The sequence below is a fragment of the Saccharothrix ecbatanensis genome, assembly GCF_014205015.1.
Lineage (GTDB): Bacteria > Actinomycetota > Actinomycetes > Mycobacteriales > Pseudonocardiaceae > Actinosynnema > Actinosynnema ecbatanense.
This window is the reverse complement of sequence record NZ_JACHMO010000001.1, coordinates 2671048-2691947: the sequence shown is the minus strand read 5'-3', so window position 1 is coordinate 2691947 and position 20900 is coordinate 2671048. Positions and strand designations below refer to the sequence as shown.

The following is a 20900-nucleotide window of genomic DNA, read 5'->3' as shown; positions in this document are numbered from 1 at the left end:
GGGAAACCTAACCCGGATCGCGCCGATCAGCGCGTCACCAGCCTCCTTTCCCCGACCGAAGTGGCGATCACGGTGGCCGCGACGGCGACGACAGCGCCCACGAGAGGGACGACCGGGGCGTCGACCGCACCGCCGAGCACACCGGCGCCCGCGATGCCCGCGTAGATGGCGGACGCGTTCAGGGCGAGCAGGAGGTTCGCCCGGTCCGGGTCCAGCGCCACGAGGGCCGCGAACAAGGGCGGGTTGAACGCCCAGAACAACGCGCCCCACGCCGCCATCACGAAGAACGCGGCCGACCCGGTCAGCGCGGCCGGCAACAGCACGAGCACCGCCGCGCAGCCGCCCAACGCCACCAGCAACGGCGTGCGCGGCCCGTGGCGGTCCGCGGCCACACCACCGATCGCGTTGCCCAGCACGCCGCCGGCCCCGTAGGCGAGCAGGTGCCCGCCGTCCACCGCCTGACCGGTGATCGGGCCGAGGTAGCCGTACACGCTGAACGTCGCCAGGCACGCCAGCAGCGACACCGCGAGCAGCCGCCGCACCGGAGGGTCGGCCAGCGGCGCCAGCCGTTGCCGGAACCCCGACACCGGACCGGTCCGCACCCGCGGCACCGCGACCCGCACCACCAGGGCGGCAGCCACGCACAACGCCGCGACCAGCACGAACGCCGACCGGTAGCCGTACAGGTCGGCGACGAACCGCCCGGCCGGCACACCCAACAGGGTCGCCGCGGTCAGACCGCCGGTCACCACGGCCATCGCCCTCGCCTTGTGGTCCGGTTCGAGTCCGGCGGCGACCGCGGTGGCCGCCGGCGTGGCCAGCGCCGCGCCGCACGCCGTGAGCACGCGGGCGATCAGCAGGAGGTCGAACGTCGGGGCGAGCGCCGCGCCGACGTTGCCCAGCGCGGCGACCAGCAGCGCGACCACCAACAGGACACGCCGTTCGACGCGTGCGGTCAGGATCGCCAGCAGCGGTGACCCGATCGCGTACGCGAGGGCGAACGCGGTGATCGTCTGGCCGGCCGCCGCCGTGGTGACACCGTGGTCGTCGGCGACCTCGGTCAGCACCGCCGCGACCACGTACCCGCTGGACCCCGCCGCCACCGTCGTCGCGGCGAGGGCGGAGATCCGGGCGCGCATCACGACACCAGAAGTGGCGGCGCCGGGGGCAGGTGGAACGACAGGTCGGGTGGCCGGCGGCCGGTGAACGCCGCCCGGTAGACGGTCTCCCGGACCAGCGCCACGGGTCGGCCGGCGCTGAGCAGGGTGGCCTGGCACCACAGCGCGGGGACGTCGTCGGGCTCGTCGGGCAGCGGGTCGGCGAAGTCGGGGTCGTCGGGCGCGCGGGTGGTGGTGGCGTAGTGGGTGGCCCGACGGGCGTCGGTGACCAGCACGCCGAGCGGGACGTAGCCCTTGGCGAGGTCTTCGCGTCCGGGCTCGTCCAGTTCCAACGACCGCCGGTGCACAAGGGCGGTGATCGCGGCGAGGCGCGGGCCCTGATCGCCCAGGTACGGGACCAGGTAGCCCTCCCGCCGGGTGACGGTGGCGTGCGGCGGTAAGCCGAGCAGGTGGGCCTGGCGCGGGGTGAGGGAGTGCGGGGTGTCCGGTTGCCGGGGGTCGCGGCGCAGGCGGTAGCCCACCCACAGGGACAGCACACGGGTGAACGGGACGGGTACGTCGCGGAGGAACCGGGCCATCGTCTCGGCACGGGCTTCGGCGTCGTCCGGTCGAGCGGCGGGCACAGAGTGGATCATGCTGGGTGCACCTCCCGGTGAGGCCGCACGTCGTTGTGCGGGCATCGGTGCGATGCACCAACGATGAGGCCGCACCGCCGCGGAGACATCGGTCGAGTGACGGAGAAGATCACGAGTTCCGGTCCACTGTGGACCGCGCGGACCACTCGGTTCACGCTTGTGATCCACCGTTGACGCGCCGGCCGTCGGACCTGTACTGCTGGTCGATGGCTTTCACCCGACGTCGATTCGGCCTGCTCGTGACAGCTCCGGCGGTCGCCGCCGCGGTGGGACCACCGGCCGTCGCGGCGCCCGCCGGACCCGACGTGGTCGGTGCGATGCGCCGGGCCGCCGCGTTCCTGGACGAACGCCTGTCGTACCGCGGTGGGTACGTCTGGAGCTACCTGCCCGACCTGTCCCGCACCTGGGGCGAGATGGAGGCCAACCGCACGATGTGCTGGGTCCAGCCACCCGGCACGCCGTCCGTCGGCCACAGCATGCTCGACGCCTACCACGCCACCGGCGACGAAACGTTCCTCCGTGCGGCCGAACGGACCGGGTTGGCACTCGTGCGGGCGCAACTGCCCATCGGCGGCTGGAACTACGTCCACGACTTCGCGGGCACGGCGTCACTGCGCCGCTGGTACGAGACCGTCGGCGCGAACGGCTGGCGGCTGGAGGAGTTCCAACACCACTACGACAACGCCACGTTCGACGACGGCGGCACCGCGTCGGCGGCCCAACTGCTGCTGCGCCTGTACCTGGAACGTCGTGACCATCGGTTCCGCACGGCGGTCGAGCGGGCGATCCGGTTCGTGCTGAAGGCGCAGTTCCGAGGCGGTGTGGCGGACGGCGGTTGGCCGCAGCGCTTCCCGCACCGCCCTGGCGCGATCACGCGGTCCCCGTGGCCCGACGCACGGCCGCCGTGGCTGCCGGACGACGTCGGCCACGGCATGGAGGACGGCGACTACACCGGCCACGTCACGTTCAACGACGACGTGCTGGGTGAGAACATCAAGTTCCTGCTGATGTGCGTGTCCACGCTGGGCAGGCACGACCTCGTGGACCCAGTGGTGCGTGCCATGCGCTGCCTGCACCGCCTCCACCAGCCCGGTCCGCAGGCGGGTTGGGGTCTGCAACACCTGTCGAGGACGGCGGGCGGACGACCGGCCGGCGCACCGGCGGGCGCGCGGTCCTACGAGCCCAGGGCGTTGACCACCCACACCACGCAGACCAACGTCAACCAGCTGTTCCACTACTTCCGGCTCACCGGCGACCACGCCTACCTGGCCCGCGTGCCGGAGGCCATCGCGTGGCTGGACGGCTGCCGCCTCACGGACCAGCAGATCGGCGAGAACCCGCTGCTGGCCGGCCGCACGCACCCCACGTTCGTCGAACTCGGCACGAACCGGGCGAGGTTCGTCCACCGCTTCGGCTCGAACGTCCGCAACGGCGCCTACTACTTCGACTACGACCACCGCTCGACGCCCAGCCACTACTCGGCGGGCCGCGCGGTCGACACCGCGTCCCTGCGCGCCACCTACGACGAGCTGATGTCGCTCACCCCGCGGCAGGTGGCCGACCTCAAGGCCAGGTCACCGCTGACCGGCCGACCCATCCCGCTGCCGCGCTACTTCTCCCTGCGGGACCTGGCCCTGACCGACCTGTTCCGGGACGCCCCGCCACCACTCCCGACCGTCACCGACGCCCAGGCCGAGGCGCTGGTGGCCGACCTCGGACCGAAGGGCCACTGGCTCACCCCCGCTGACGCCGTCACCAACCCGTACCGCGGTCCCGCGCCCGCAGACCCCTACGACGGCACGGCGTACATGAGCAAGCACGTCGGAGACCGGTACGACACCTCGCCCTACGACCCGCGGAACCCTCCGGCGGAAGCGCCGTACGTGCCGAGCGAACGCCCGCTGGTCATCAGCACCGCGGCGTACGTGGCGAACATGGGAAAGCTGCTGTCCTGGCTGTCCGCGCGGTAACGCCCAGGACACCGGTCAGGACACCATCCCGGAGAAGGCGATCACGAACAACGCGACGATCGCGATGGCGATCAGGACCCCCACGGTGCCGGCGAGGATCATGCCGGTGCCGACCGAGGGCCACGGCGGCCGGGCGGCCTTGAGCAGCGCTCCCACCACGACGGCGCCGAGCGCGACGCCGATGAACGCGTAGGCGTACTCGCCACCGTGCCAGCCCAGCGCGTCGAAGGACTGCGCCCGGTGCGCCGCCATCACCGCCATCAGCAGCGCGAACGGCACGAGGAAACCCGCGAACGCCACACCGGGGCGTTTGCGCTTCCGCTGGTCGAGATCTTCCATCCGCCCAGTCTCCACGACCGGCGAACGGTGCTGCATGAGTACAACTACGCGGCGGTCGAGCGGTCAGCTCTCCACCGGGCGCGATGCCAGCCACATCTGGTGCTCCCGGCTGATCGTCTCCTCCGCCTCCGCCACCGCCGCGTCCCACGACGCCTCGTCCGCGTCGAGCAGCTTGGACCGCACCAGCACCAGCTCACGCGCGGCCAACGAGTAGCTGGTCGCCAGGGTCGAGTGCCGCCGCGTCCCGAGCCACGCCGCGCCGCTGGCCAAGGCCGCCGCGAGCATGCCGGACAGGTCGACCTCCCACAGGCCGAACGCCCGCCCGCCCGCGAGCACCACGGCCAGCACCTCGCCGACGACCAGCGCGGTCCGCCACTGCATCGCGCGCAGCCGGTTGACCTTCGACCGCTCCGCGTACCAGGTCTTCTGCGCCTGGAGCCGGTTCTCCAGGTACACCTTCCGGCGCTCCTCGAACGGCGCCGCCCGCAGCTTCGCCATCGAGGCCGTGGCGAACGGGTCGTCGCTCTCCAGCGGCAACCGCTGCTCGCCCTGCGCGATCACCTCGTTCACGCGTTCCCGCAACAACGCCTTGGGGTCTTCGACGCCGGCCGAGAACGGCGCGCCGGCCACCGCGTACCGCCAGGCCAGCGTCTTGATCGACTCGGCGACCGCGCGCCCGGCGTACCACTCGCGCTCGGGCTGCTGCGTCCACAGCAGGATCTCCACCACCAGCGCCACCGAGAACGCCACCAGCGCCAAGGCCGCCCACGGGTGGAAGTTCTCGGCGAGCTTCCACTCCAGCGCACCTCCGAGACCGGCCGCGATGGCGCTGAACAGCCGAATCCTGCTCCACGTCAACGTCAACCGCTGACCCCGCTGCGAGGCGTTGTCGGCATCGTGGAAGAAACCGGGCAAATCGGCGTCGGTCATGCCCCTCCATCCGTGCGCTGGAGAACCCGATCATTCCACCGGACCCGCCACCGGACCGCCAAGCGACCCGCCGAACCGGACGGACCCATTGCCAGTCAATGAAAACGGCCGTGCCGCACCACCTTCGAGTGGACGAACCTCGAAGTCGGTGCGGCACGGCCGCATTGCTTGAGACAAGCCGGCGTGGACAGGGCTAGCGCGGAACCTTCGACCAGTCCGTGTCCGAGCCCAGGTAGAAGCCGGTGTACGCGGGCTGGTTGTACGAGGTCTGCTGCCGCGCGACGTCGACCCGGTACTGCGGGTCGTGCATCAGGGTGTACAGCTTGTGCCCCGTGACCTCGGTGCTCAGGTAGATCCGCAACGCCGAGCTGTCCGCCGTGCGCACCACCATCTCCTCGCGCCAGTCGCCGAACACGTCCGCCACCAGCGACGGGTTGCCCTTGGTGCCGTTGTTGGTCAGCGTGCCCGTCGCGGTGAGCAGGGTCCCGCGCCGCCAGTCCTTGATCGACGGCGTCACCGTGCCCGCGCCGTCCACGATCTGCGTGGTGAGGTCCGCCGCCCAGCGGATGCTCGCGTTCGTGCCGGGGATCGAGGCCGACAGCGGACGCCCGTCCGCCGACCACAACCCGACCGCGCCCGAACCGCCAGGCACCGATGCCCACGTCTCCAGGCCCGGCTCGTCCGGCAGCACGTCACCGACCATGCCGCGCCCGGTGTCCCGACCGGTGTACCCGCCGTAGAGCACCTCACCGGTCGCCGCGTCACGCAGCGTGTAGCCGTAGGGCGCGTAGGTCCCGCCCTCGTGCACCATGTGGATCTCCAGACCCGGTCGAGCCGGGTCGATGTCCGTCACGTGCAACGCGTCGCCGTGCCCGAGTCGCGCCGTCGCGCCGGGGTCGGCGCTGCCCGGCGGCAGCACGCCCGACGAGCTGTACAGGAGCTTGCCGTCGTGGTCGATGGTCGAAGCGCCGTACACGATCTCGTGCTTGCCGTCGCCGTCCACGTCCGCCGCGCTCAACGAGTGCGCGCCCTGCGTGGCCAGCGAGCCGTACTCCGGCGAGGTGCCGTCACGGCCGTGGACCGGGAAGTTGAACGGGTTGCTCATCGGCACCCACCCGCTGTCCACGAACCAGTCCTTGGTCAGCTTGTGGCCGTTCCACCGGTACGCCACCAGCGTCGTCCGCGTGTAGTAGCCGCGGGCGAACACCGCCGACGCGTTCTTGCCGTCCAGGTACGCGACACCGGCGAGGAACCGGTCCACCCGGTTGCCCGGCTCGATCCGGCCCAGCGCGTAGTCGCCCCACATGAGGCCGTCGTCGTGCCGACCGGGCTCGTACCGCACGGTCTCCAGCTCACGGCCGGACTTGCCGTCGAACACGGTCAGGTACTCCGGACCGTCGACGATGAACCCGGCGAACGCCCGGAGGTTGTTGCGGGCGCTGCGACTCGGCGCGTACACGTCGATGAAGTGGTCCGCCATCGCACGGGCGTCCACATCGGACAGCGGGTAGCTGTGCCGGGGCTCGATGCCGAACGCCTGCTCCAACGTCGCGGGCCACTTGCCGGCCACCACCTCGGGGTGCTGGTGCCAGCCGCGGAACATCTCCACCACGTGCTCGTAGTAGCCCGCGGCGCTGAGCCGGTAGTCGTCGCTGTGCGAGTAGCCCGCCTTGACGTCCTCGCGCGGCATGGTCACGTGCCGCTCCGACGCGACGTTCCCGTGCCGGTCGTAGGACGTCACCTTCGAACCGGGCGCGGTCTTCATCATCATCTCCGAACGGCCGTCGCCGTCGAAGTCGTAGACCAGGAACTGCGTGTAGTGCGCGCCGGAACGGATGTTCACGCCCAGGTCGACGCGGTGCAGCAGGGTGCCGTCGAACCGGTACGTGTCGACGTACGTCGGCCCGGTGTACCCGATCTGCGAGACGTCCTTGGCGTTGGACGGGTCCCACTTGACCACGTACTCGTAGCTGCCGTCGCCGTCCACGTCGCCGACGCTCACGTCGTTGGCGGAGTACGTGTAGGCCTCACCGGTCGGCGTCACGCCGTCGGCGGGCTTGCGCAGCGGCAGGTCGTAGGACCCGCCCGCCCACGGCGACACGGGCTTGCTCAGGTCGCCCTGCCGGCCGCGGACCACCGGGGCCACCCGGTACTCGGAGCCGCCTTCGGCGTCGAGGTAGTTGGTGCTGTCGGTCACCGTGGCGATCTTCTTGCCGTCGCGGTAGACCGCGAAGGCAGGACCGGCGAGGCCGGTGTCGGTGTGGCCGGTGGCCTCGTGGCGCAGCAGCCGCCAGCTCAGGTGCACACCGGCGGTGGTGCGTGCGGCGACCAGGCCGCGGTCGAGGCGTTCCAGCCGCGCTCCGCCGGGTGAGGCCTCGGTCGGGGATGTCGCCGAGGCGGGGGACGTGGACAGCACTATGGCGAGTGCTGTGAGGACGGCGAACAGGGGTCTGACGCGGGTCATGTGCGGGCCTCCAGGGAGCGCGACTTTGCGCGAGGTGCCTGACGAAGACACACGATGAACCGTTTCAACATAAATCGCAATACTGGATGACGATCGAGTTTCAACATCGGAACAGCAGCCTTGACCCCGGTGATGGGGCTCACCTACATTGCTTGAACCGATTCAATCGAGAGGTGAGGGTGATGGGACGAATGTCTCGCCGCGGCGCGGCGGGCTTGCTGGTCGGGCTCCTGGCGTCGACCGCGGCGCTGTCCGGGTGCGGCAGCGAGTCGGCTGACGGATCGGTGACGTTGAGGTTCGTCTGGTGGGGCAACGAGGACCGCGCCAAGGTCACCAGGGCGGCGGTCGAGGAGTTCCAGAAGCGCAACCCGGACATCAAGGTGGAGACGGAGTACAGCGGCTACGACGCGTACTTCCAGAAGCTGTCCACCCAGGTCGCCGGCGGCGCGGGCCCTGACCTGCTGCAACTGGACCGGGGCACGATCGGCGAGTACGCGGGCCGCAACGTGCTGGCCGACCTCGGCGAGTACGTGGGCAAGACCCTGAAGGTCGACAAGATCCCCGCGAACCTGCTCGAAGGCGGCAAGGTCGACGGCAAGCAGCACGCCGTCGCGGCCGGCGCCACCACCCAGATGCTGATCTTCGACCCGACCCACTTCGAGGCGGTCGGCGCCAAGGTGCCCACCGCGCCCGGCGAGAAGTGGACCTGGACGGAGTTCGCCGACGCGATGACCAAGGTCGGCGCGGCCGGCCAGGTGTCCGGCACCACCGACTTCGGCTGGGCCATCGACTGGTTCGAGGTGTGGCTGCACCAGCGCGACAAGTCCCTCTACACCCCGGACGGCAAGCTCGGCTTCAGCGCCGAGGAGCTGACCGAGTACTGGGAGATGATCGGGAAGATGCGGCCCGGGAAGGGCGTCTCTCCCGCCGAGGTGACCACCAAGATGGACGGCTCGGTGCAGAACTCCGGCATGGTGACCAAGCAGGCTGCCTCGGAGATCGGGTACGACTCGGGCGTCACCGGCTACTTCAGCGCGTACGGCCCCAGCCTCAAGGTCGCTCCGCTGCCCAGTGACGCGGCCGAGAGCGGCATGGCCGCCATGCCGCCGGTGTCGTTCGCGGTGGGCCAGCGCTCCAAGCACAAGGACGCGGCGGTGAAGCTGCTCGACTTCCTGGTCAACGACCCGGAGGCGGGCAAGCTGCTCGGCGCTTCGCGTGGTGTGCCGCCGAACGAGGAGGTCCGCGCGCAGGTGTGCTCGTCCGCGGAGGGCGGCAGCAAGGCCGTGTGCGACTACGAGGTGGCGCAGAAGGACAAGATCGGTCCGGCGTTCGGCGCCTGGCCCACCGGTTCGTCGGCGATCAAGCGCGACTTCCAGCGCACCTACGACGACGTGATCTTCAACCGGGTGAGCGTGGCCGACGCGGCCAAGCGCGTGATCCAGGACGCCGAGAAGTCGCTGGGGTCCTGACGTGACGCAATCCCTCGTGAAGCGGCCCGAGGTCGTCGAACCGCCGCCGGCGCCCGCCACCCGCGGGCGTCGGCGGGGCCAGGGCGTGGCGTACCTGTTCCTGTCACCGTGGATCATCGGCGCGACGCTGCTGACCATCGGCCCGATGGTGGCGTCGCTGTACCTGTCGTTCACCGACTACGACCTGTTCGAGGCGCCGAGCTGGATCGGCGTCGAGAACTACGTGACCATGTTCACCGCCGACGAGCGGTTCTGGCACGCGACGTGGACCACCACCAAGTACGTGCTGATCTCGGTGCCGCTCAAGCTCGGCTTGGCGCTCGCGGTGGCCATGCTGCTCAACCGGCAGCGCTCGGGCGTCGGTCTGTACCGGTCGGCGTTCTACGCGCCGTCGCTGCTGGGCGCGAGCGTGAGCGTCGCGCTGGCGTGGCGGGCGATGTTCTCCACCGACGGCACGGTGGACCGACTGCTGTCCTCGGTCGGCCTCGACCTCGGCGGCTGGGTCGACCAGCCCCAGTACGCGCTCTACACGCTGGTGGCGCTGGCCGCTTGGCAGTTCGGCGCGCCGATGGTGATCTTCCTGGCCGGGCTGAAGCAGGTGCCGCGGGAGCTGTACGAGGCGGCGGCGATCGACGGCGCGGGGCCGGCCCGCCGGTTCCTCAGCGTCACGCTGCCCATGCTGTCGCCGGTGATCCTGTTCAACCTGGTGCTGGAGACCATCCACGCGTTCCAGGCGTTCACCGGCGCGTTCGTGGTGAGCAGCGGACGAGGCGGTCCCAGCGACGCGACCCTGCTCTACCCGCTCTACCTGTACCAGCGCGGGTTCACCGACTTCCGGATGGGCTACGCCTCGGCGATGGCCTGGGTGCTGCTCGTCGTGGTCGCGGTGCTGACCGCGCTGGTGTTCCGCAGCGCCCGGCGCTGGGTGTTCTACGCGGGGGAGGACCGTTGAGCACGATGACTGCCGCATCCGGGACACCGGTGTCGTCCACGTCCAAGCCGTCGAAAGCCGAGCCGGCGAAATCCGGGTGGCCCAAGAAGGCCGTGTGGCACGTCCTGGTCATCGGCGTCCTCCTGGTCCTGCTGTACCCGGTGGTCTGGCTGGTCTCCACGTCGTTCAAGCCGGCGACGGAGGTGGTCTCGACGCTCGCGCTGCTGCCGCGGGACCCGACCGGCGAGAACTACGCCGAGGTGTTCGACGGCGTCGGCGAGTTCGGCGTCCTGCACTACTTCTGGAACTCGCTGATGATCTCGGTCGGCGCGGTCGTCGGCAACGTGCTGTCGTGCTCGCTCGCGGCCTACGCGTTCGGCCGGCTGCACTTCCGCGGTCGCGGTCCGATGTTCGGGTTCATGATGATCACGATCATGCTGCCGCAGCACGTGGTGCTGATCCCGCAGTACGTGATCTTCCAGCAGATGGAGATGGTGAACACCTTCTGGCCGCTGGTGCTGCCGAAGTTCCTGGCCACCGACGCGTTCTTCATCTTCCTGATGGTCCAGTTCATCCGCTCGCTGCCGCGTGAGCTGGACGAGGCGGCGACGCTGGACGGCTGCGGTCCGATCGGGGTGTTCCGGCACGTGATCCTGCCGCTGCTGCGGCCGGCCCTGATCACCACCGCGATCTTCACGTTCATCTGGACCTGGAACGACTTCTTCAGCCAGTTGATCTACCTCAACGACCCGGAGATGTTCACCCTGCCGTTGGCGTTGCAGCTGTTCATCGACCAGGCGTCGCAGTCGGCGTTCGGGCCGATGTTCGCCATGTCGGTGCTCGCGCTGCTGCCGATCGGGCTGTTCTTCCTGGCGTTCCAGCGATTCCTGGTCGAAGGTGTGGCGACGTCCGGTCTCAAGGGGTGAGGGGCGCTATGCGGGAGCAGGGGGCGATGAGCCCGTGGGTGCGGCCTTTGGCGTTGTTGGCCGAGGTGCTGCTGATCGGGGTGCTGGTGACCGTAGCGTCGCTTCCGGTGCTGACGGCGTTGCCCGCCGCGGCGGCGGGTGCGGTGCTGCTGCGCGAGTTGGTCGACGGTGGCCGCACACCCACGGTGCGGCGGTTCGTCGTGTTGCTGGGTCAGGCGCTGCGCGACCCGGTCGCGGTCGTGGTCCCGGTGGTGGTGCTGGCGGTCGGCGTGATGGACGTGCTGGCGGTGCTGGGCGGGCTCCCGGGTGCTTCCGTCCTAGGTCCGGTGATCGGGCTGGCTTTGGCAGGACTGGTGCTGGTGCTGCTGCGGACGGCGGCACGGTGGAGTCCGGGTGACCGGTGGGCCGTGTCGCTGGCCGACCCTTCGCGTGACTGGGTCGGGTACGCGTACCTGGTCGTCGCGCTGGTGATCGCGGTGCTGGTGGTCGCTCAGGCGCCCGCGTTCGTCATCATCGTGCCGGGTCTGCTGGTGTTCGCCGCGGTTGCCGTGGAACGCCGGTGACGCCGCGGGTGGTGCTCGCCGGGGCTTCCGGTTACGGGCGGCTGTACCTGCGGGAGATCGCCGCGCTGGAGGCCGAAGGGCTGGTGCGGCTGGCGGGCGTGTGCGAGGTCGGCGCGCTGGACGACGAGGCCCGGCGGATCATCGGCGACCGGCCGGTGGACGCGGACCTGTCGACGTTGCTGCGCGGCGCGGACATCGGCATCGTGTCCACGCCCCTGCACACCCATGTGCCGTTGGCGCACCAGGTCCTGGACGCCGGCGCGCACCTGCTGCTGGAGAAACCGCCCACGCCGACGCTCGCCGACTGGCACGGGCTGGTCGAGCGGTCCGAGGGCAGGCTGGTCCAGGTCGGCTTCCAGAGCCTGGGCTCGCACGCCGTGCACCGGCTGGCCGAGCTGATGCGCTTGGGCACGTTGGGCGAGATCAGGGGCATCGGCGTGCGCGGCACGTGGTCGCGCGACGACGCCTACTACACCCGCGCGACGTGGGCCGGTCGTCGCACGCTCGACGGCGTGCCCGTGGTGGACGGAGCGTTGACCAACCCGTTCGCGCACGGCATCGCCACCGCGCTGGCGTTGGACGACAGCACGGGCGTGGACGACGTGGACGACGTCGAGCTGGAGTTGTTGCGCGCCCGCGACATCGAGGCCGACGACACCTCCTGCCTGCGGCTGCGCACCCGCAACGGCACGGTCGTCGTGGTCGCGGTGACGCTGTGCGCCGAGGTCGTGCGGGAGCCGGTGCTCGTCGTGCACGGCAGCCGCAAGCGCGCTGAACTGCACTACACCCAGCACCGGCTGGTGATCGACGGCATCGAGGAGCGGTACCGGCACGACAGCCCACTGCGGAACCTGCTGGCCCACCTCAAGGATCCCGCGGTGCCGCTGCACTCGCCCTTGGCCGCGACGGGCGGGTTCATGCGGGTGCTGGAGGCGGTGCGCACCGCGCCCGATCCGGTGCCGATCGACCCGGCGTGGTTGCGCCGCAACGGCAAGCGGGTGGACGTCGACGGAGTGGACCACGTGGTGGCCAAGGCCGCCGAGCACCTGCGCACGTTCGCCGAACTGGAGGCGCCGTGGTCGCCGCTGGGCGGCGTCGCCCGGTACGGCTGGGACAGCGTGCGGCTGCCACTGGTCGTGCCCCGACCGGCGCTGCACCCCGTGCGCACGCTCGGCGGGGTCGTGGTCACCGGCGAGCACCCGGACGACCACCAGTGGCACCGGGGCATCGGCCTGGCGCTGCCCGACGTCAACGGCGTCAACCTGTGGGGCGGGCGGAACTACGTGCCCGGCCAGGGTTACGTGCCGGGGGAGCTGGGCCGGGTCGAGGAGTCCGGCCCCGGCGAGCTGGCCTGGTGCGACTCGGCGGGAAAGGCGATGCTGCGCGAACGCCGCCGCGTCCGCCGCCGGATGCTGACCGACGGCTGGGAGCTGGAGTGGACCAGCGTGCTGACCGCCGAGGACGACGTGGTGCTGCACAGTCCCGGGAGCAAGGGCCGGGCGGGCGCGGGCTACGGCGGCTGGTTCTGGCGGCTGCCCGACCTCGATCCGATGTACGTGCGGGTGCACAGCCCGAACGGCGTGGGGGAGGAGGAGGTCAACGGAAGCACCGCGCCGTGGGTCGCGGTCGTGGTCGGTGACCCGGTGCGCCCGTGGACGGCCGTGGTGTCGGGTCCGACCGACCCGTGGTTCGTGCGGGTCGGGCAGTACCAGGGCATCGGCTCCGCCCTCGCGTGGGATGCGCCCGTGGTGCTCGCGCCTGGCCAGGAGCGGGAGATCACCGTGCGGGTGGCGTTCTACGACGGCGTGCGCAGCCGTGAAGCCCTGTCCTTGTGAAACGTTCTATGGCGGAGGTCGACGTGCGACGTGTGTGCTTCCTGCTCCGGGTGCGTCCGGAGCGGCTGGAGGAGTACCGGGAGCGGCACCGCGAGGTGTGGCCGGAGATGCGGGAGGCGCTGCGCGAGACGGGCTGGGGCAACTACAGCCTCTTCCTGGCCGACGACGGGCTGCTCGTCGGCTACCTGGAGACGCCGGACTGGGACGCGGCCCAGCGCGGCATGCGCGACCGCGAGGTGAACGACCGGTGGCAGACGGAGATGGCCGAGTTCTTCGTCGCCTTGGACGGCAGGCATCCCGACGAGGCCATGAAGCCGCTGACGGAGGTCTTCCACCTGGACTGACACTGGACTGGACCATTGGGCTGTGAAACGGTTTTGATCCAACGGGGTCGGGTACTGCGGCCCGCCGAGGAGGCACGGTGGCGTTGCCGGTGAGCATCCGCGACGTGGCCGCGCGCGCGAAGGTGTCCGTCGGCACGGTCTCCAACGTCCTGAACCGCCCCGAGGTCGTCGCGCCGGCCACCAGGGACCGCGTCCTGGGCGCGATCGTCGAGCTGGGTTTCGTCCGCAACGACGCCGCCCGTCAGCTGCGTTCGGGCACGCCGCGCGCCATCGGGCTCGTGGTCCTCGACGTGGGCAACCCGTTCTTCACCGACGTCGCGCGCGGGGTCGAGGACACCGCCAGCGACGCCGGGCACGCGGTGATCCTGTGCAACAGCGACGAGTCGGCGCAGCGCGAGGCGCGGCACGTGGAGCTGCTGGCCGAGCAGCGGGTGCACGGCGTGCTGATCACGCCCGTCGACAGCGACCTCGCCCCCGTGCGGAGGCTGCGCGAGCGGGGCATCTCGGTCGTGCTGCTCGACCACCCGACCGTCGACCCCGACCTGTGCGCGGTGGCCGTGGACGACCGGGCGGGTGGCGAGACCGCCGTCACCCACCTGCTGGCCGAGGGCTACGAGCGGATCGTGATGGTCAACGGGCCGTCCCGCATCCACCAGGCCCGGCAGCGGCACCAGGGCGCGGTGGACGCGGTGCGCAAGGCCGGCCGTGAGGAGGGCGTGCTGGAGGAGCTGAAGGTGCCGGCGCTCAACGTGGTGTCCGGGCAGCGCGCCGGCGAGCAGCTGCTGGCCCGTCCCCCGCGCACCCGGCCGGACGCGGTGTTCTGCGCCAACGACCTGCTCGCGCTCGGCGTGCTCCAAGTGCTGGTGCGGGCCGGCGTGCGGGTGCCGCAGGAGATCGCGATCGTCGGCTACGACGACATCGACTTCGCCGCCGCCGCTGCCGTGCCGCTCACCTCGGTGCGCCAGCCGCGCCAGCTGATCGGCCGAACCGGGGCGGAGCTGGTGATCGAGGAGACGTTGCGACCGGCCGAGCACACGCACCGGCACGTGCTCTTCGCCCCCGAACTGGTCGTCCGCGAGTCGAGCAGGCGGGTGCCCCGGGTGCGTCGTCGGTACCGGTGAACGGCGCGTTTGAACGCTTCAACGCAATCTTGACCAGGTGACTGTCATGTGCCCCATTTGGGCGTTACCCTGGGCACTTCTGGGAGCGCTCCCAGAACAACGACGAAGGAGCAACGGTGCTCACCAACTCGTTCAGAGTGCGCGCGATCGGCGCCGCCACGGCGGTCATCGCACTGACCGGCGGCACGGTGATGGTCGGCGTGGCGTCGGCGGCCCCCGGCTGCGGGGTCGACTACACGGTGCAGAACAAGTGGCAGGGCGGGTTCTCCGCCAACGTGACGATCAGGAACGTCGGCGACCTGGTGGACGGGTGGCGACTCGCCTGGGCGTTCCCCGGCTCCGAGCGCATGGGCCAGGGGTGGAACGCGACGTTCGACTCCGACGGCGCGAGCGTGACGGCGTCCAACGTGGACTGGAACCGGGTCATCCCGACCGGCGGCACGGCGTCGTTCGGCTTCAACGCCACGATGACCGGCGACCAGGTCGGCGTGCCCACGACCTTCACGCTCAACGGCGTCACGTGCACCGGCGCCGTCGACCCCACGCCGACGACCACGACCACGCCGCCGTCCTCCACGACCCAGCAGCCCGGCCCGGCCGACCCGACCGGTCGCAAGCAGGCCGAGCGGCTGGACCGCGGTGTGGTGAGCGTCCGTTCGGGCACCGGCAACCTCGTCAGCTGGCGGCTGCTGGCCGGCGACCCGTCCAACGTGTCGTTCCTCGTGTACCGGGGCTCGACCAGGATCACGAGCACGCCGATCACGGCGTCCACCAACTACCTGGACAACGGCGCGCCCGCGGACGCCACCTACACGGTGAGCGCCATCGTGAACGGGTCCGAGCAGCCGGCGTCCCCACCCTCGCTCTCGTTCGGCGCGGGCTACCGGGACGTGCCGATCCAGTCACCGGGCGTCGGGTACAGCGCGAACGACGCGAGCGTCGGCGACCTGGACGGCGACGGCGACTACGAGTTCGTGCTGAAGTGGGACCCGGACAACGCGAAGGACAACTCGCAGTCGGGCGTGACCGGGAACGTCTACATCGACGCGTACCGGCTCGACGGCACCCGCATGTGGCGCATCGACCTGGGCCGGAACATCCGGGCGGGCGCGCACTACACCCAGTTCCAGGTGTACGACTACGACGGTGACGGCCGCGCCGAGGTCGCCATGAAGACCGCGGACGGCACCCGTGACGGTCGCGGCACCGTGATCGGGAGTTCCACCGCCGATCACCGCAATTCGTCCGGTTACATCCTGACCGGGCCGGAATTCCTGACCATGTTCAACGGTCAGACCGGTGCGGCGATGTCCACGGTGAACTACGACCCGCCGCGCGGCACGGTCTCGTCCTGGGGTGACAGCTACGGCAACCGGGTCGACCGGTTCCTGGCCGGCACCGCGTACCTGGACGGCGCACGGCCCAGCCTGATCATGGCCCGCGGCTACTACACGCGTGCCGTCGTCGCCGCGTGGGACTTCCGCAACGGCGCGCTGGTCAAGCGGTGGACGTTCGACTCGAACACCTCCGGCAACAGCGGTTACGCGGGTCAGGGCAACCACTCGCTGACCATCGGCGACGTGGACCAGGACGGCCGGGACGAGATCGTCTACGGCGCGGCCACCATCGACGACACCGGCCGCGGTCTGTGGACCACCGGCCTCGGCCACGGCGACGCCGCGCACCTCGGCGACCTCGACCCGTCACGTCCGGGCCTGGAGTACTACAAGGTCTCCGAGGACTCGTCCAAGCCCGGCTCGTGGTTCGCCGACGCCCGGACCGGTCAGCGGTTGTGGACCACCGCCCCGGCCGGTGACAACGGCCGCGGCATCTCGGCCGACATCTACGCGGGCAGCCCCGGCGCGGAGTCGTGGTCGAGCGCGGACACCCAGCTGCGCAACACCAGCGGCACCGGCATCGCCCGCAAGCCGTCGTCGGCGAACTTCCTGATCTGGTGGGACGGCGACTCGTCCCGCGAGCTGCTCGACCAGACCAGGATCGACAAGTACGGCACGTCCGGCGACACCCGGCTGCTCACCGGCAGCGGCGTGGCCTCGAACAACGGCACCAAGGCCACCCCCGCCCTGTCCGGCGACATCCTGGGCGACTGGCGCGAGGAGGTCGTCTGGCGGACCTCGGACAACTCCGCGCTGCGGATCTACTCCACCCCGCACCAGACGGACCGCCGCATCCCCACGTTGATGCACGACACGATGTACCGGGTCGCCATCGCGTGGCAGAACACCGCCTACAACCAGCCGCCGCACCCGAGCTTCCACATCGGGAGCGGCACCGTGTCCGCGCCGTGGCCGGACGTGTACTACGCCCGCTGATCACGTCCGTGAACGTCGGTGGCCCTCGCCACAGTTCGGCGTGGGCCACCGATTCACGCGTGTGAGGTCGCCCGGAAGTGGGTACCTGTCCGGCGATCGATGGGAGCACACCATGGCGAAGCACCGGCTGGGTCAGAGCGACAGCGGCCAATGGGGCGGTCCCGATTTGGTGAACGGGGCCGAGGACGCGCTGGTCAGGTCCGATGCGGACCAGACCGAGCCCGCGACGGGGGAGCGCACCGACGACGATTAGGACGGTTCGAACACGAGGTCGAGGTCTTCGGCCACCGACCGCAGGGGTGTGACGGTCGGGTGACCGCTCGCCAGTAGGGCGGCGTCGCTGCCCGGAGGCAGTTCGCCTTCCACGAGGACGGTGGCGATGCCGATCGTGCCGTCGTCCGTGTGCTTGACCCGGCTCCGCACGGAGCCGAACTCGGCGAGGCTCGCCCGGCGCGGTTCGCGCGTGTCGGCGCAGTTCGGCACGTTGAGGTTGAGCACCGTGCCGGCCGGCATCGAGGCGAGGTGGTCGAACAGCCCGGCGGCGACCGCGACGGCGGTGTCCCAGTGGTGGTGGACGTCCGGGTCCAGCCCGACGTCGAGGGACACCGCCATCGCGCGTGCGCCGTTGATGGCGGCGGTGAGGGCGGCCCCGACGGTGCCGGAGTGCAGGACCGCGCGGCCGACGTTCGCGCCCCTGTTCACGCCGGACAGCACGATGTCGGGCGGGTCGCCGAACGCGCCCTGCGCGGCGACCATGGCGATGAGGGCGGGGTGCGCGGAGACGGCGTGGCCGGGCACGCCGTCCAGTCCGGCCAGTTCGCGGCGTTCGACCCGGACCCGGTCGTGGTCCTCGGCGGCGGTCAGTCCGGCGCTCGTGCCGCTGGCCTCGGCGGCGGGCGCGGCGACCACGGTCGTCCACCCGTGCGCCACGGCGCCGCGCGCCAAGGCGGCCAGGCCGGGCGAGTCGATGCCGTCGTCGTTGGTGATGAGCACCCTCATGCGTCCTCCCACGGCCTCAGCTTCACCCGGTCGACCAGCGCGCGCACCACGTCACCGCTGCCGGTGCCCAGCCCGTGTCTGGTCACGTTGACCGCGCCGGCCGCCGCGCCGAGTTTCAGCGAGTCCTCGATCGAGCCGCCCAGGGCCAGTCCGGCGGCCAGTCCGGCGGTCATCGAGTCACCGCCGCCGCGCGTGTCGACGGGGCTCAGATCGGGCACGTCCACCAGGTACACGTCACCGTCGATCCAGGTCAACGTCTCCTCCGCGGCCCGGGACACGACGACCGCGCTCGCGCCGCAGTCGGCGATCTTCAGGGCGCCCTGGACCAGGTCCGGCAGGGCGTCGGACTCGGCGCGCCCGTCCGACACCAACTCCTCGTGGCTGACCTTCACCACCGTGGGGCCGCCCGCGAGCGCGGCGGCGAGCCGGGCGCCGGACAGGTCCACGACCACGCGGCAGCCGTTGCCGCGTAGATCGTTGGCGAGGCGTTCGTACACTGAGTCGGGCACCGGCGTGTCGTCCGCGGCGGGACCGCTGAGCACCGCGACACCCGCGTTCAGCGCCTCGATCAGGGTCATCTCGTACAGGTCGTCCAGCTCGTGGCGGGACAGCGGGTCGGCGGGCATCCGCACCACCAGGTCGCGTCCGCCGTCACGCCGGTCGTGCACGTACCCGCCGTTGCGGGCGGCAACGTCCCGCGCCTTCAGCTCGACCCCGATCAGGTGCCGCAGCACGTGCCCGGTCTCCCCGCCCAACGCCGAGCACAGCACCGCCTTGGCGCCCAAGGATTCGATCATGCGCGACATCCACACCCCCTGCCCTCCGGCGTGGATGTGGATGTCGGGCGTGCCGTCCAGCTCTTCCACCGTCACCGTCAGCTCAGGCGACGGCGCGAACACCGCTACTCGACCCGTCATGACCGAGAGCTACCCGGTATGACCGTGATCGAAGCACCCGGACCCCTGGGACTCAGAACTCGTACGTGAGTTCCTCCACCACGGTCCCGGCGGCGTCGCGGACGACGATCCGCATCCCGGGCGGGCGGCCCGAGCCGTCCGAGCGCAGATCCCGCACGACCACGGAACCGGCCACGGGCTCGGCCGTGACGTCGGGCCTTCCCGGGATGACCACGGTCACGGTGGCGACCCGCGGGTCGGTGACCTCGGCGATCAGGGCCAGCGTGTCGAAAGCGGCGCTGTCCTGGGTGGTCGGGGCATTCGGGATGGTCCGGGCGATGTAGTAGAACGTCAGCACCCCTCGAACCGTCGTGCCGGTGATGAGCGTCCTGGCCCACTGAGGGGTGTCCGGCCGTCGGAAGTCGTACACCACGACCGTCCGGTCCTTACGGCACAGCAGCAGCAGGTCCTGGTAGTGGCCCAGCTGCACCGACTCGGTCGGGGTCAGGGCGATCGCCTGCCCGGCCCTCCACGCGTCGGGGTCCGGGACCGGCTGTGGCTGGTCGGCCAGGCACTCGCCGAGCCGGCGTCCTTCCGCGCTGCCGCGATCCTCGGGCGGGGCCGGCCGGTCGACCACGGTGGGGGACCGCAGCGGCGTGGTCAGCTCGAACGTCTGGGCGAGGTCGATCGACTCCGCCACTTCCGGCTGGGCGACGACGCTGTCGGCGACGAAACCGTCGGGCATCAGGAACACGCGGCCTGATCGGGCGACGATGGCCCGTTTGCGCTGGACGTCCGTGCCGGCGGCGAGCGCGAACGACCGGGTCTCGGAACCGGTGAACCCGGCCATCGAGCCGGTGGCCGTGGTGAACGCGATGGTGAGGGCTCCGGGGTCGGTCGACGGCGGCGACACGGTGACCGACATGGGGGTGTTCTCGCAGAACACGACCCCGGCGGTGGTCTCGAACGCCATCAGGTCGACCCGGTGCCGGGACGCCGTGGCGATCGGGGTCCACTGGTCGGCCGGGGGCAGGCCGGTCGACTGCGCGTGGCAGCGCTGGGCCGCGCCGTCCGGGGCGGAACTCGTGCGCACGTCGTAGGAGGGATCGAGGTCGTGGTGGCGCAGTTCGGGGATCTCCGTCGGAGTGGTCGTCGCGGTGGAGTCCCCGCGGTCGCCGAGCTGCACGGCCAGGGTCGTCGCGGTGACGACGGCGACCACGATGGCGGCGATCTTGAGGGGCAGGTGGCGCGGGGGCGGCGCGTCCAGCCCTTCCCGAACGCGGATGAGCGCGGCGGCGCGCACTCCGTCGGGCAGCGGGCTGTTCGGGGGCAGGTCCAGGTCAGTCATCGGAATCCTCCTTGAGCAGCTCGCGGAGTCGGGCACGGGCGCGGGACGTGCGGGAGCGGACGCTGGCTTCGGCGATGCCGAGCAGCCGGGCTGCGTCGGCCGTGGACACCTCGCCGAGCAGGCAGAGTCGGACGGCCTCACGCTCGCCGCGCGGCAGGCGGTCGACGGCCTCGACCATGCGGCGCAGGCGGCGTTCGGCGAAATCGCCCTCCACGACCGCGTCGGCGTGATCGTGTTCGGCGGTCGTGCGGGACAACCGTTGGAGCAACGCGGTCAGCCGTGCGCCGGCGCGGCGTTCGTCACGGGCCAGGCGGGCCGTGACGGTGAACAGCCAGGGGCGCGCGGAGTCCCGCGTCAGGACCGCCCGGCCCCTGGTGCGCCAGGCGTTGAGGAACGCGGTCGACAGCAGGTCGTCGGCCTGCGCCCACGACGCCGTGAGCCGGTAGGCGTAGTTCCACACCGCCTCGGCGTGCCGCTGGAACAACTCGGTGAAGGCGGCGTGCGCCTCCGGTCCGTCGCCCGCGATCGTGCGCCACAGCTCGGCGTCCGATTCCGGAGCGTCCGATTCCGCGGCGTCCGATTCAGTCGGGCCGGCTTTCGGGGGTGGACCGACACCGGGAGCGTTGGTCAACGCCAACACCCCGATCGCATCCGTTGGAGCTTCCGTCATGCCTTGTAT

19 protein-coding genes are annotated in these 20900 nt (G+C 71.1%); 10 read left to right on the top strand and 9 right to left on the bottom strand.

All coding sequences use genetic code 11. The annotated features are described in order from the left end of the window. Positions 1-26 precede the first annotated feature (26 nt). Positions 27-1139: an MFS transporter gene (locus F4560_RS11635; RefSeq protein WP_184919389.1), complete on the bottom strand. Its 1113-nt coding sequence runs from the start codon at positions 1137-1139 to the stop codon at positions 27-29. Then, the gene (locus tag F4560_RS11630; protein ID WP_184919387.1) at positions 1139-1753 is read right to left on the bottom strand and encodes a hypothetical protein; all 615 of its coding nucleotides are present in this window, start codon (positions 1751-1753) and stop codon (positions 1139-1141) included. Before F4560_RS11630 ends, F4560_RS11635 begins: the two co-directional genes overlap by 1 nt. A 206-nt stretch (positions 1754-1959) precedes the next feature. On the opposite strand from F4560_RS11630, the gene F4560_RS11625 reads away from it, so the two are divergent. Further along, entirely contained in the window at positions 1960-3723 is a 1764-nt protein-coding gene (locus tag F4560_RS11625; RefSeq protein ID WP_184919385.1) for a pectate lyase, read from the top strand. A 15-nt stretch (positions 3724-3738) separates the two neighbouring features. On the opposite strand, the gene F4560_RS11620 is transcribed toward F4560_RS11625, so the two are convergent. The 3 genes from F4560_RS11620 to F4560_RS11610 form a co-directional block, all read right to left on the bottom strand. After that, positions 3739-4062, bottom strand: coding sequence for a hypothetical protein (locus F4560_RS11620; RefSeq protein ID WP_184919383.1), 324 nt, complete (start codon positions 4060-4062; stop codon positions 3739-3741). Positions 4063-4125: 63 nt separating this feature from the next. Continuing rightward, the gene (locus F4560_RS11615; RefSeq protein ID WP_184919381.1) at positions 4126-4992 is read right to left on the bottom strand and encodes a DUF4231 domain-containing protein; all 867 of its coding nucleotides are present in this window, start codon (positions 4990-4992) and stop codon (positions 4126-4128) included. A 193-nt stretch (positions 4993-5185) separates the two neighbouring features. Continuing rightward, positions 5186-7456, bottom strand: a complete 2271-nt coding sequence (locus F4560_RS11610; RefSeq protein ID WP_184919379.1) for a rhamnogalacturonan lyase — start codon at positions 7454-7456, stop codon at positions 5186-5188. Positions 7457-7638: 182 nt separating this feature from the next. Between F4560_RS11610 and F4560_RS11605 the strand changes: the two genes are divergently transcribed. From F4560_RS11605 to F4560_RS11565, 9 genes are all read left to right on the top strand, one after another. Beyond that, entirely contained in the window at positions 7639-8925 is a 1287-nt protein-coding gene (locus tag F4560_RS11605; RefSeq protein WP_184919377.1) for an ABC transporter substrate-binding protein, read from the top strand. A gap of 1 nt (position 8926) precedes the next feature. Next, positions 8927-9877, top strand: coding sequence for a carbohydrate ABC transporter permease (locus F4560_RS11600; protein ID WP_312869168.1), 951 nt, complete (start codon positions 8927-8929; stop codon positions 9875-9877). A 5-nt stretch (positions 9878-9882) separates the two neighbouring features. Continuing rightward, positions 9883-10782: a carbohydrate ABC transporter permease gene (locus F4560_RS11595; protein WP_184919375.1), complete on the top strand. Its 900-nt coding sequence runs from the start codon at positions 9883-9885 to the stop codon at positions 10780-10782. A 26-nt stretch (positions 10783-10808) separates the two neighbouring features. After that, positions 10809-11345, top strand: a complete 537-nt coding sequence (locus F4560_RS11590; RefSeq protein ID WP_184919374.1) for a hypothetical protein — start codon at positions 10809-10811, stop codon at positions 11343-11345. Then, a complete protein-coding gene (locus F4560_RS46095; RefSeq protein WP_184919372.1) occupies positions 11342-13180 on the top strand; it encodes a DUF6807 family protein in 1839 nt (612 codons plus the stop codon). Before F4560_RS11590 ends, F4560_RS46095 begins: the two co-directional genes overlap by 4 nt. Positions 13181-13188: 8 nt before the next feature. Next, positions 13189-13524 (top strand): L-rhamnose mutarotase, encoded by a 336-nt coding sequence (locus F4560_RS11580; protein ID WP_221483454.1) that lies wholly within the window; start codon positions 13189-13191, stop codon positions 13522-13524. Between the two features lie 77 nt (positions 13525-13601). Then, positions 13602-14645: a LacI family DNA-binding transcriptional regulator gene (locus F4560_RS11575; protein ID WP_184919367.1), complete on the top strand. Its 1044-nt coding sequence runs from the start codon at positions 13602-13604 to the stop codon at positions 14643-14645. A 116-nt stretch (positions 14646-14761) separates the two neighbouring features. Further along, positions 14762-16978 (top strand): rhamnogalacturonan lyase family protein, encoded by a 2217-nt coding sequence (locus F4560_RS11570; protein ID WP_312869165.1) that lies wholly within the window; start codon positions 14762-14764, stop codon positions 16976-16978. A 112-nt stretch (positions 16979-17090) separates the two neighbouring features. Next, a complete protein-coding gene (locus tag F4560_RS11565; protein WP_184919365.1) occupies positions 17091-17231 on the top strand; it encodes a hypothetical protein in 141 nt (46 codons plus the stop codon). Here F4560_RS11565 and surE read toward each other — a convergent pair. Genes surE through F4560_RS11545 form a run of 4 tightly spaced genes read right to left on the bottom strand, consistent with a single transcriptional unit; the run spans position 17228 to position 20891 of the window. Beyond that, complete coding sequence (surE, locus tag F4560_RS11560; RefSeq protein WP_184919363.1) at positions 17228-17977, bottom strand: 5'/3'-nucleotidase SurE; 750 nt, start codon at positions 17975-17977, stop codon at positions 17228-17230. The genes F4560_RS11565 and surE overlap by 4 nt on opposite strands. After that, the gene (locus F4560_RS11555) at positions 17974-18894 is read right to left on the bottom strand and encodes a PfkB family carbohydrate kinase (RefSeq protein ID WP_184919361.1); all 921 of its coding nucleotides are present in this window, start codon (positions 18892-18894) and stop codon (positions 17974-17976) included. The genes surE and F4560_RS11555 overlap by 4 nt, the downstream gene beginning before the upstream one ends. Positions 18895-18946: 52 nt before the next feature. Next, a complete protein-coding gene (locus F4560_RS11550; RefSeq protein WP_184919359.1) occupies positions 18947-20221 on the bottom strand; it encodes a hypothetical protein in 1275 nt (424 codons plus the stop codon). Beyond that, complete coding sequence (locus tag F4560_RS11545; protein WP_184919357.1) at positions 20214-20891, bottom strand: RNA polymerase sigma factor; 678 nt, start codon at positions 20889-20891, stop codon at positions 20214-20216. The genes F4560_RS11550 and F4560_RS11545 overlap by 8 nt, the downstream gene beginning before the upstream one ends. Positions 20892-20900 lie beyond the last annotated feature (9 nt).

Bases quoted from the DNA above. Each gene is read 5' to 3' on its own strand.
- F4560_RS11635 (WP_184919389.1), bottom strand. From the start codon at position 1,139: ATGCGCGCCCGGATCTCCGCCCTCGCCGCGACGACGGTGGCGGCGGGG.
- F4560_RS11630 (WP_184919387.1), bottom strand. From the start codon at position 1,753: ATGATCCACTCTGTGCCCGCCGCTCGACCGGACGACGCCGAAGCCCGT.
- F4560_RS11625 (WP_184919385.1), top strand. From the start codon at position 1,960: ATGGCTTTCACCCGACGTCGATTCGGCCTGCTCGTGACAGCTCCGGCG.
- F4560_RS11620 (WP_184919383.1), bottom strand. From the start codon at position 4,062: ATGGAAGATCTCGACCAGCGGAAGCGCAAACGCCCCGGTGTGGCGTTC.
- F4560_RS11615 (WP_184919381.1), bottom strand. From the start codon at position 4,992: ATGACCGACGCCGATTTGCCCGGTTTCTTCCACGATGCCGACAACGCC.
- F4560_RS11610 (WP_184919379.1), bottom strand. From the start codon at position 7,456: ATGACCCGCGTCAGACCCCTGTTCGCCGTCCTCACAGCACTCGCCATA.
- F4560_RS11605 (WP_184919377.1), top strand. From the start codon at position 7,639: ATGGGACGAATGTCTCGCCGCGGCGCGGCGGGCTTGCTGGTCGGGCTC.
- F4560_RS11595 (WP_184919375.1), top strand. From the start codon at position 9,883: ATGACTGCCGCATCCGGGACACCGGTGTCGTCCACGTCCAAGCCGTCG.
- F4560_RS11590 (WP_184919374.1), top strand. From the start codon at position 10,809: ATGAGCCCGTGGGTGCGGCCTTTGGCGTTGTTGGCCGAGGTGCTGCTG.
- F4560_RS11580 (WP_221483454.1), top strand. From the start codon at position 13,189: ATGGCGGAGGTCGACGTGCGACGTGTGTGCTTCCTGCTCCGGGTGCGT.
- F4560_RS11565 (WP_184919365.1), top strand. From the start codon at position 17,091: ATGGCGAAGCACCGGCTGGGTCAGAGCGACAGCGGCCAATGGGGCGGT.
- surE (WP_184919363.1), bottom strand. From the start codon at position 17,977: ATGAGGGTGCTCATCACCAACGACGACGGCATCGACTCGCCCGGCCTG.
- F4560_RS11555 (WP_184919361.1), bottom strand. From the start codon at position 18,894: ATGACGGGTCGAGTAGCGGTGTTCGCGCCGTCGCCTGAGCTGACGGTG.
- F4560_RS11550 (WP_184919359.1), bottom strand. From the start codon at position 20,221: ATGACTGACCTGGACCTGCCCCCGAACAGCCCGCTGCCCGACGGAGTG.
- F4560_RS11545 (WP_184919357.1), bottom strand. From the start codon at position 20,891: ATGACGGAAGCTCCAACGGATGCGATCGGGGTGTTGGCGTTGACCAAC.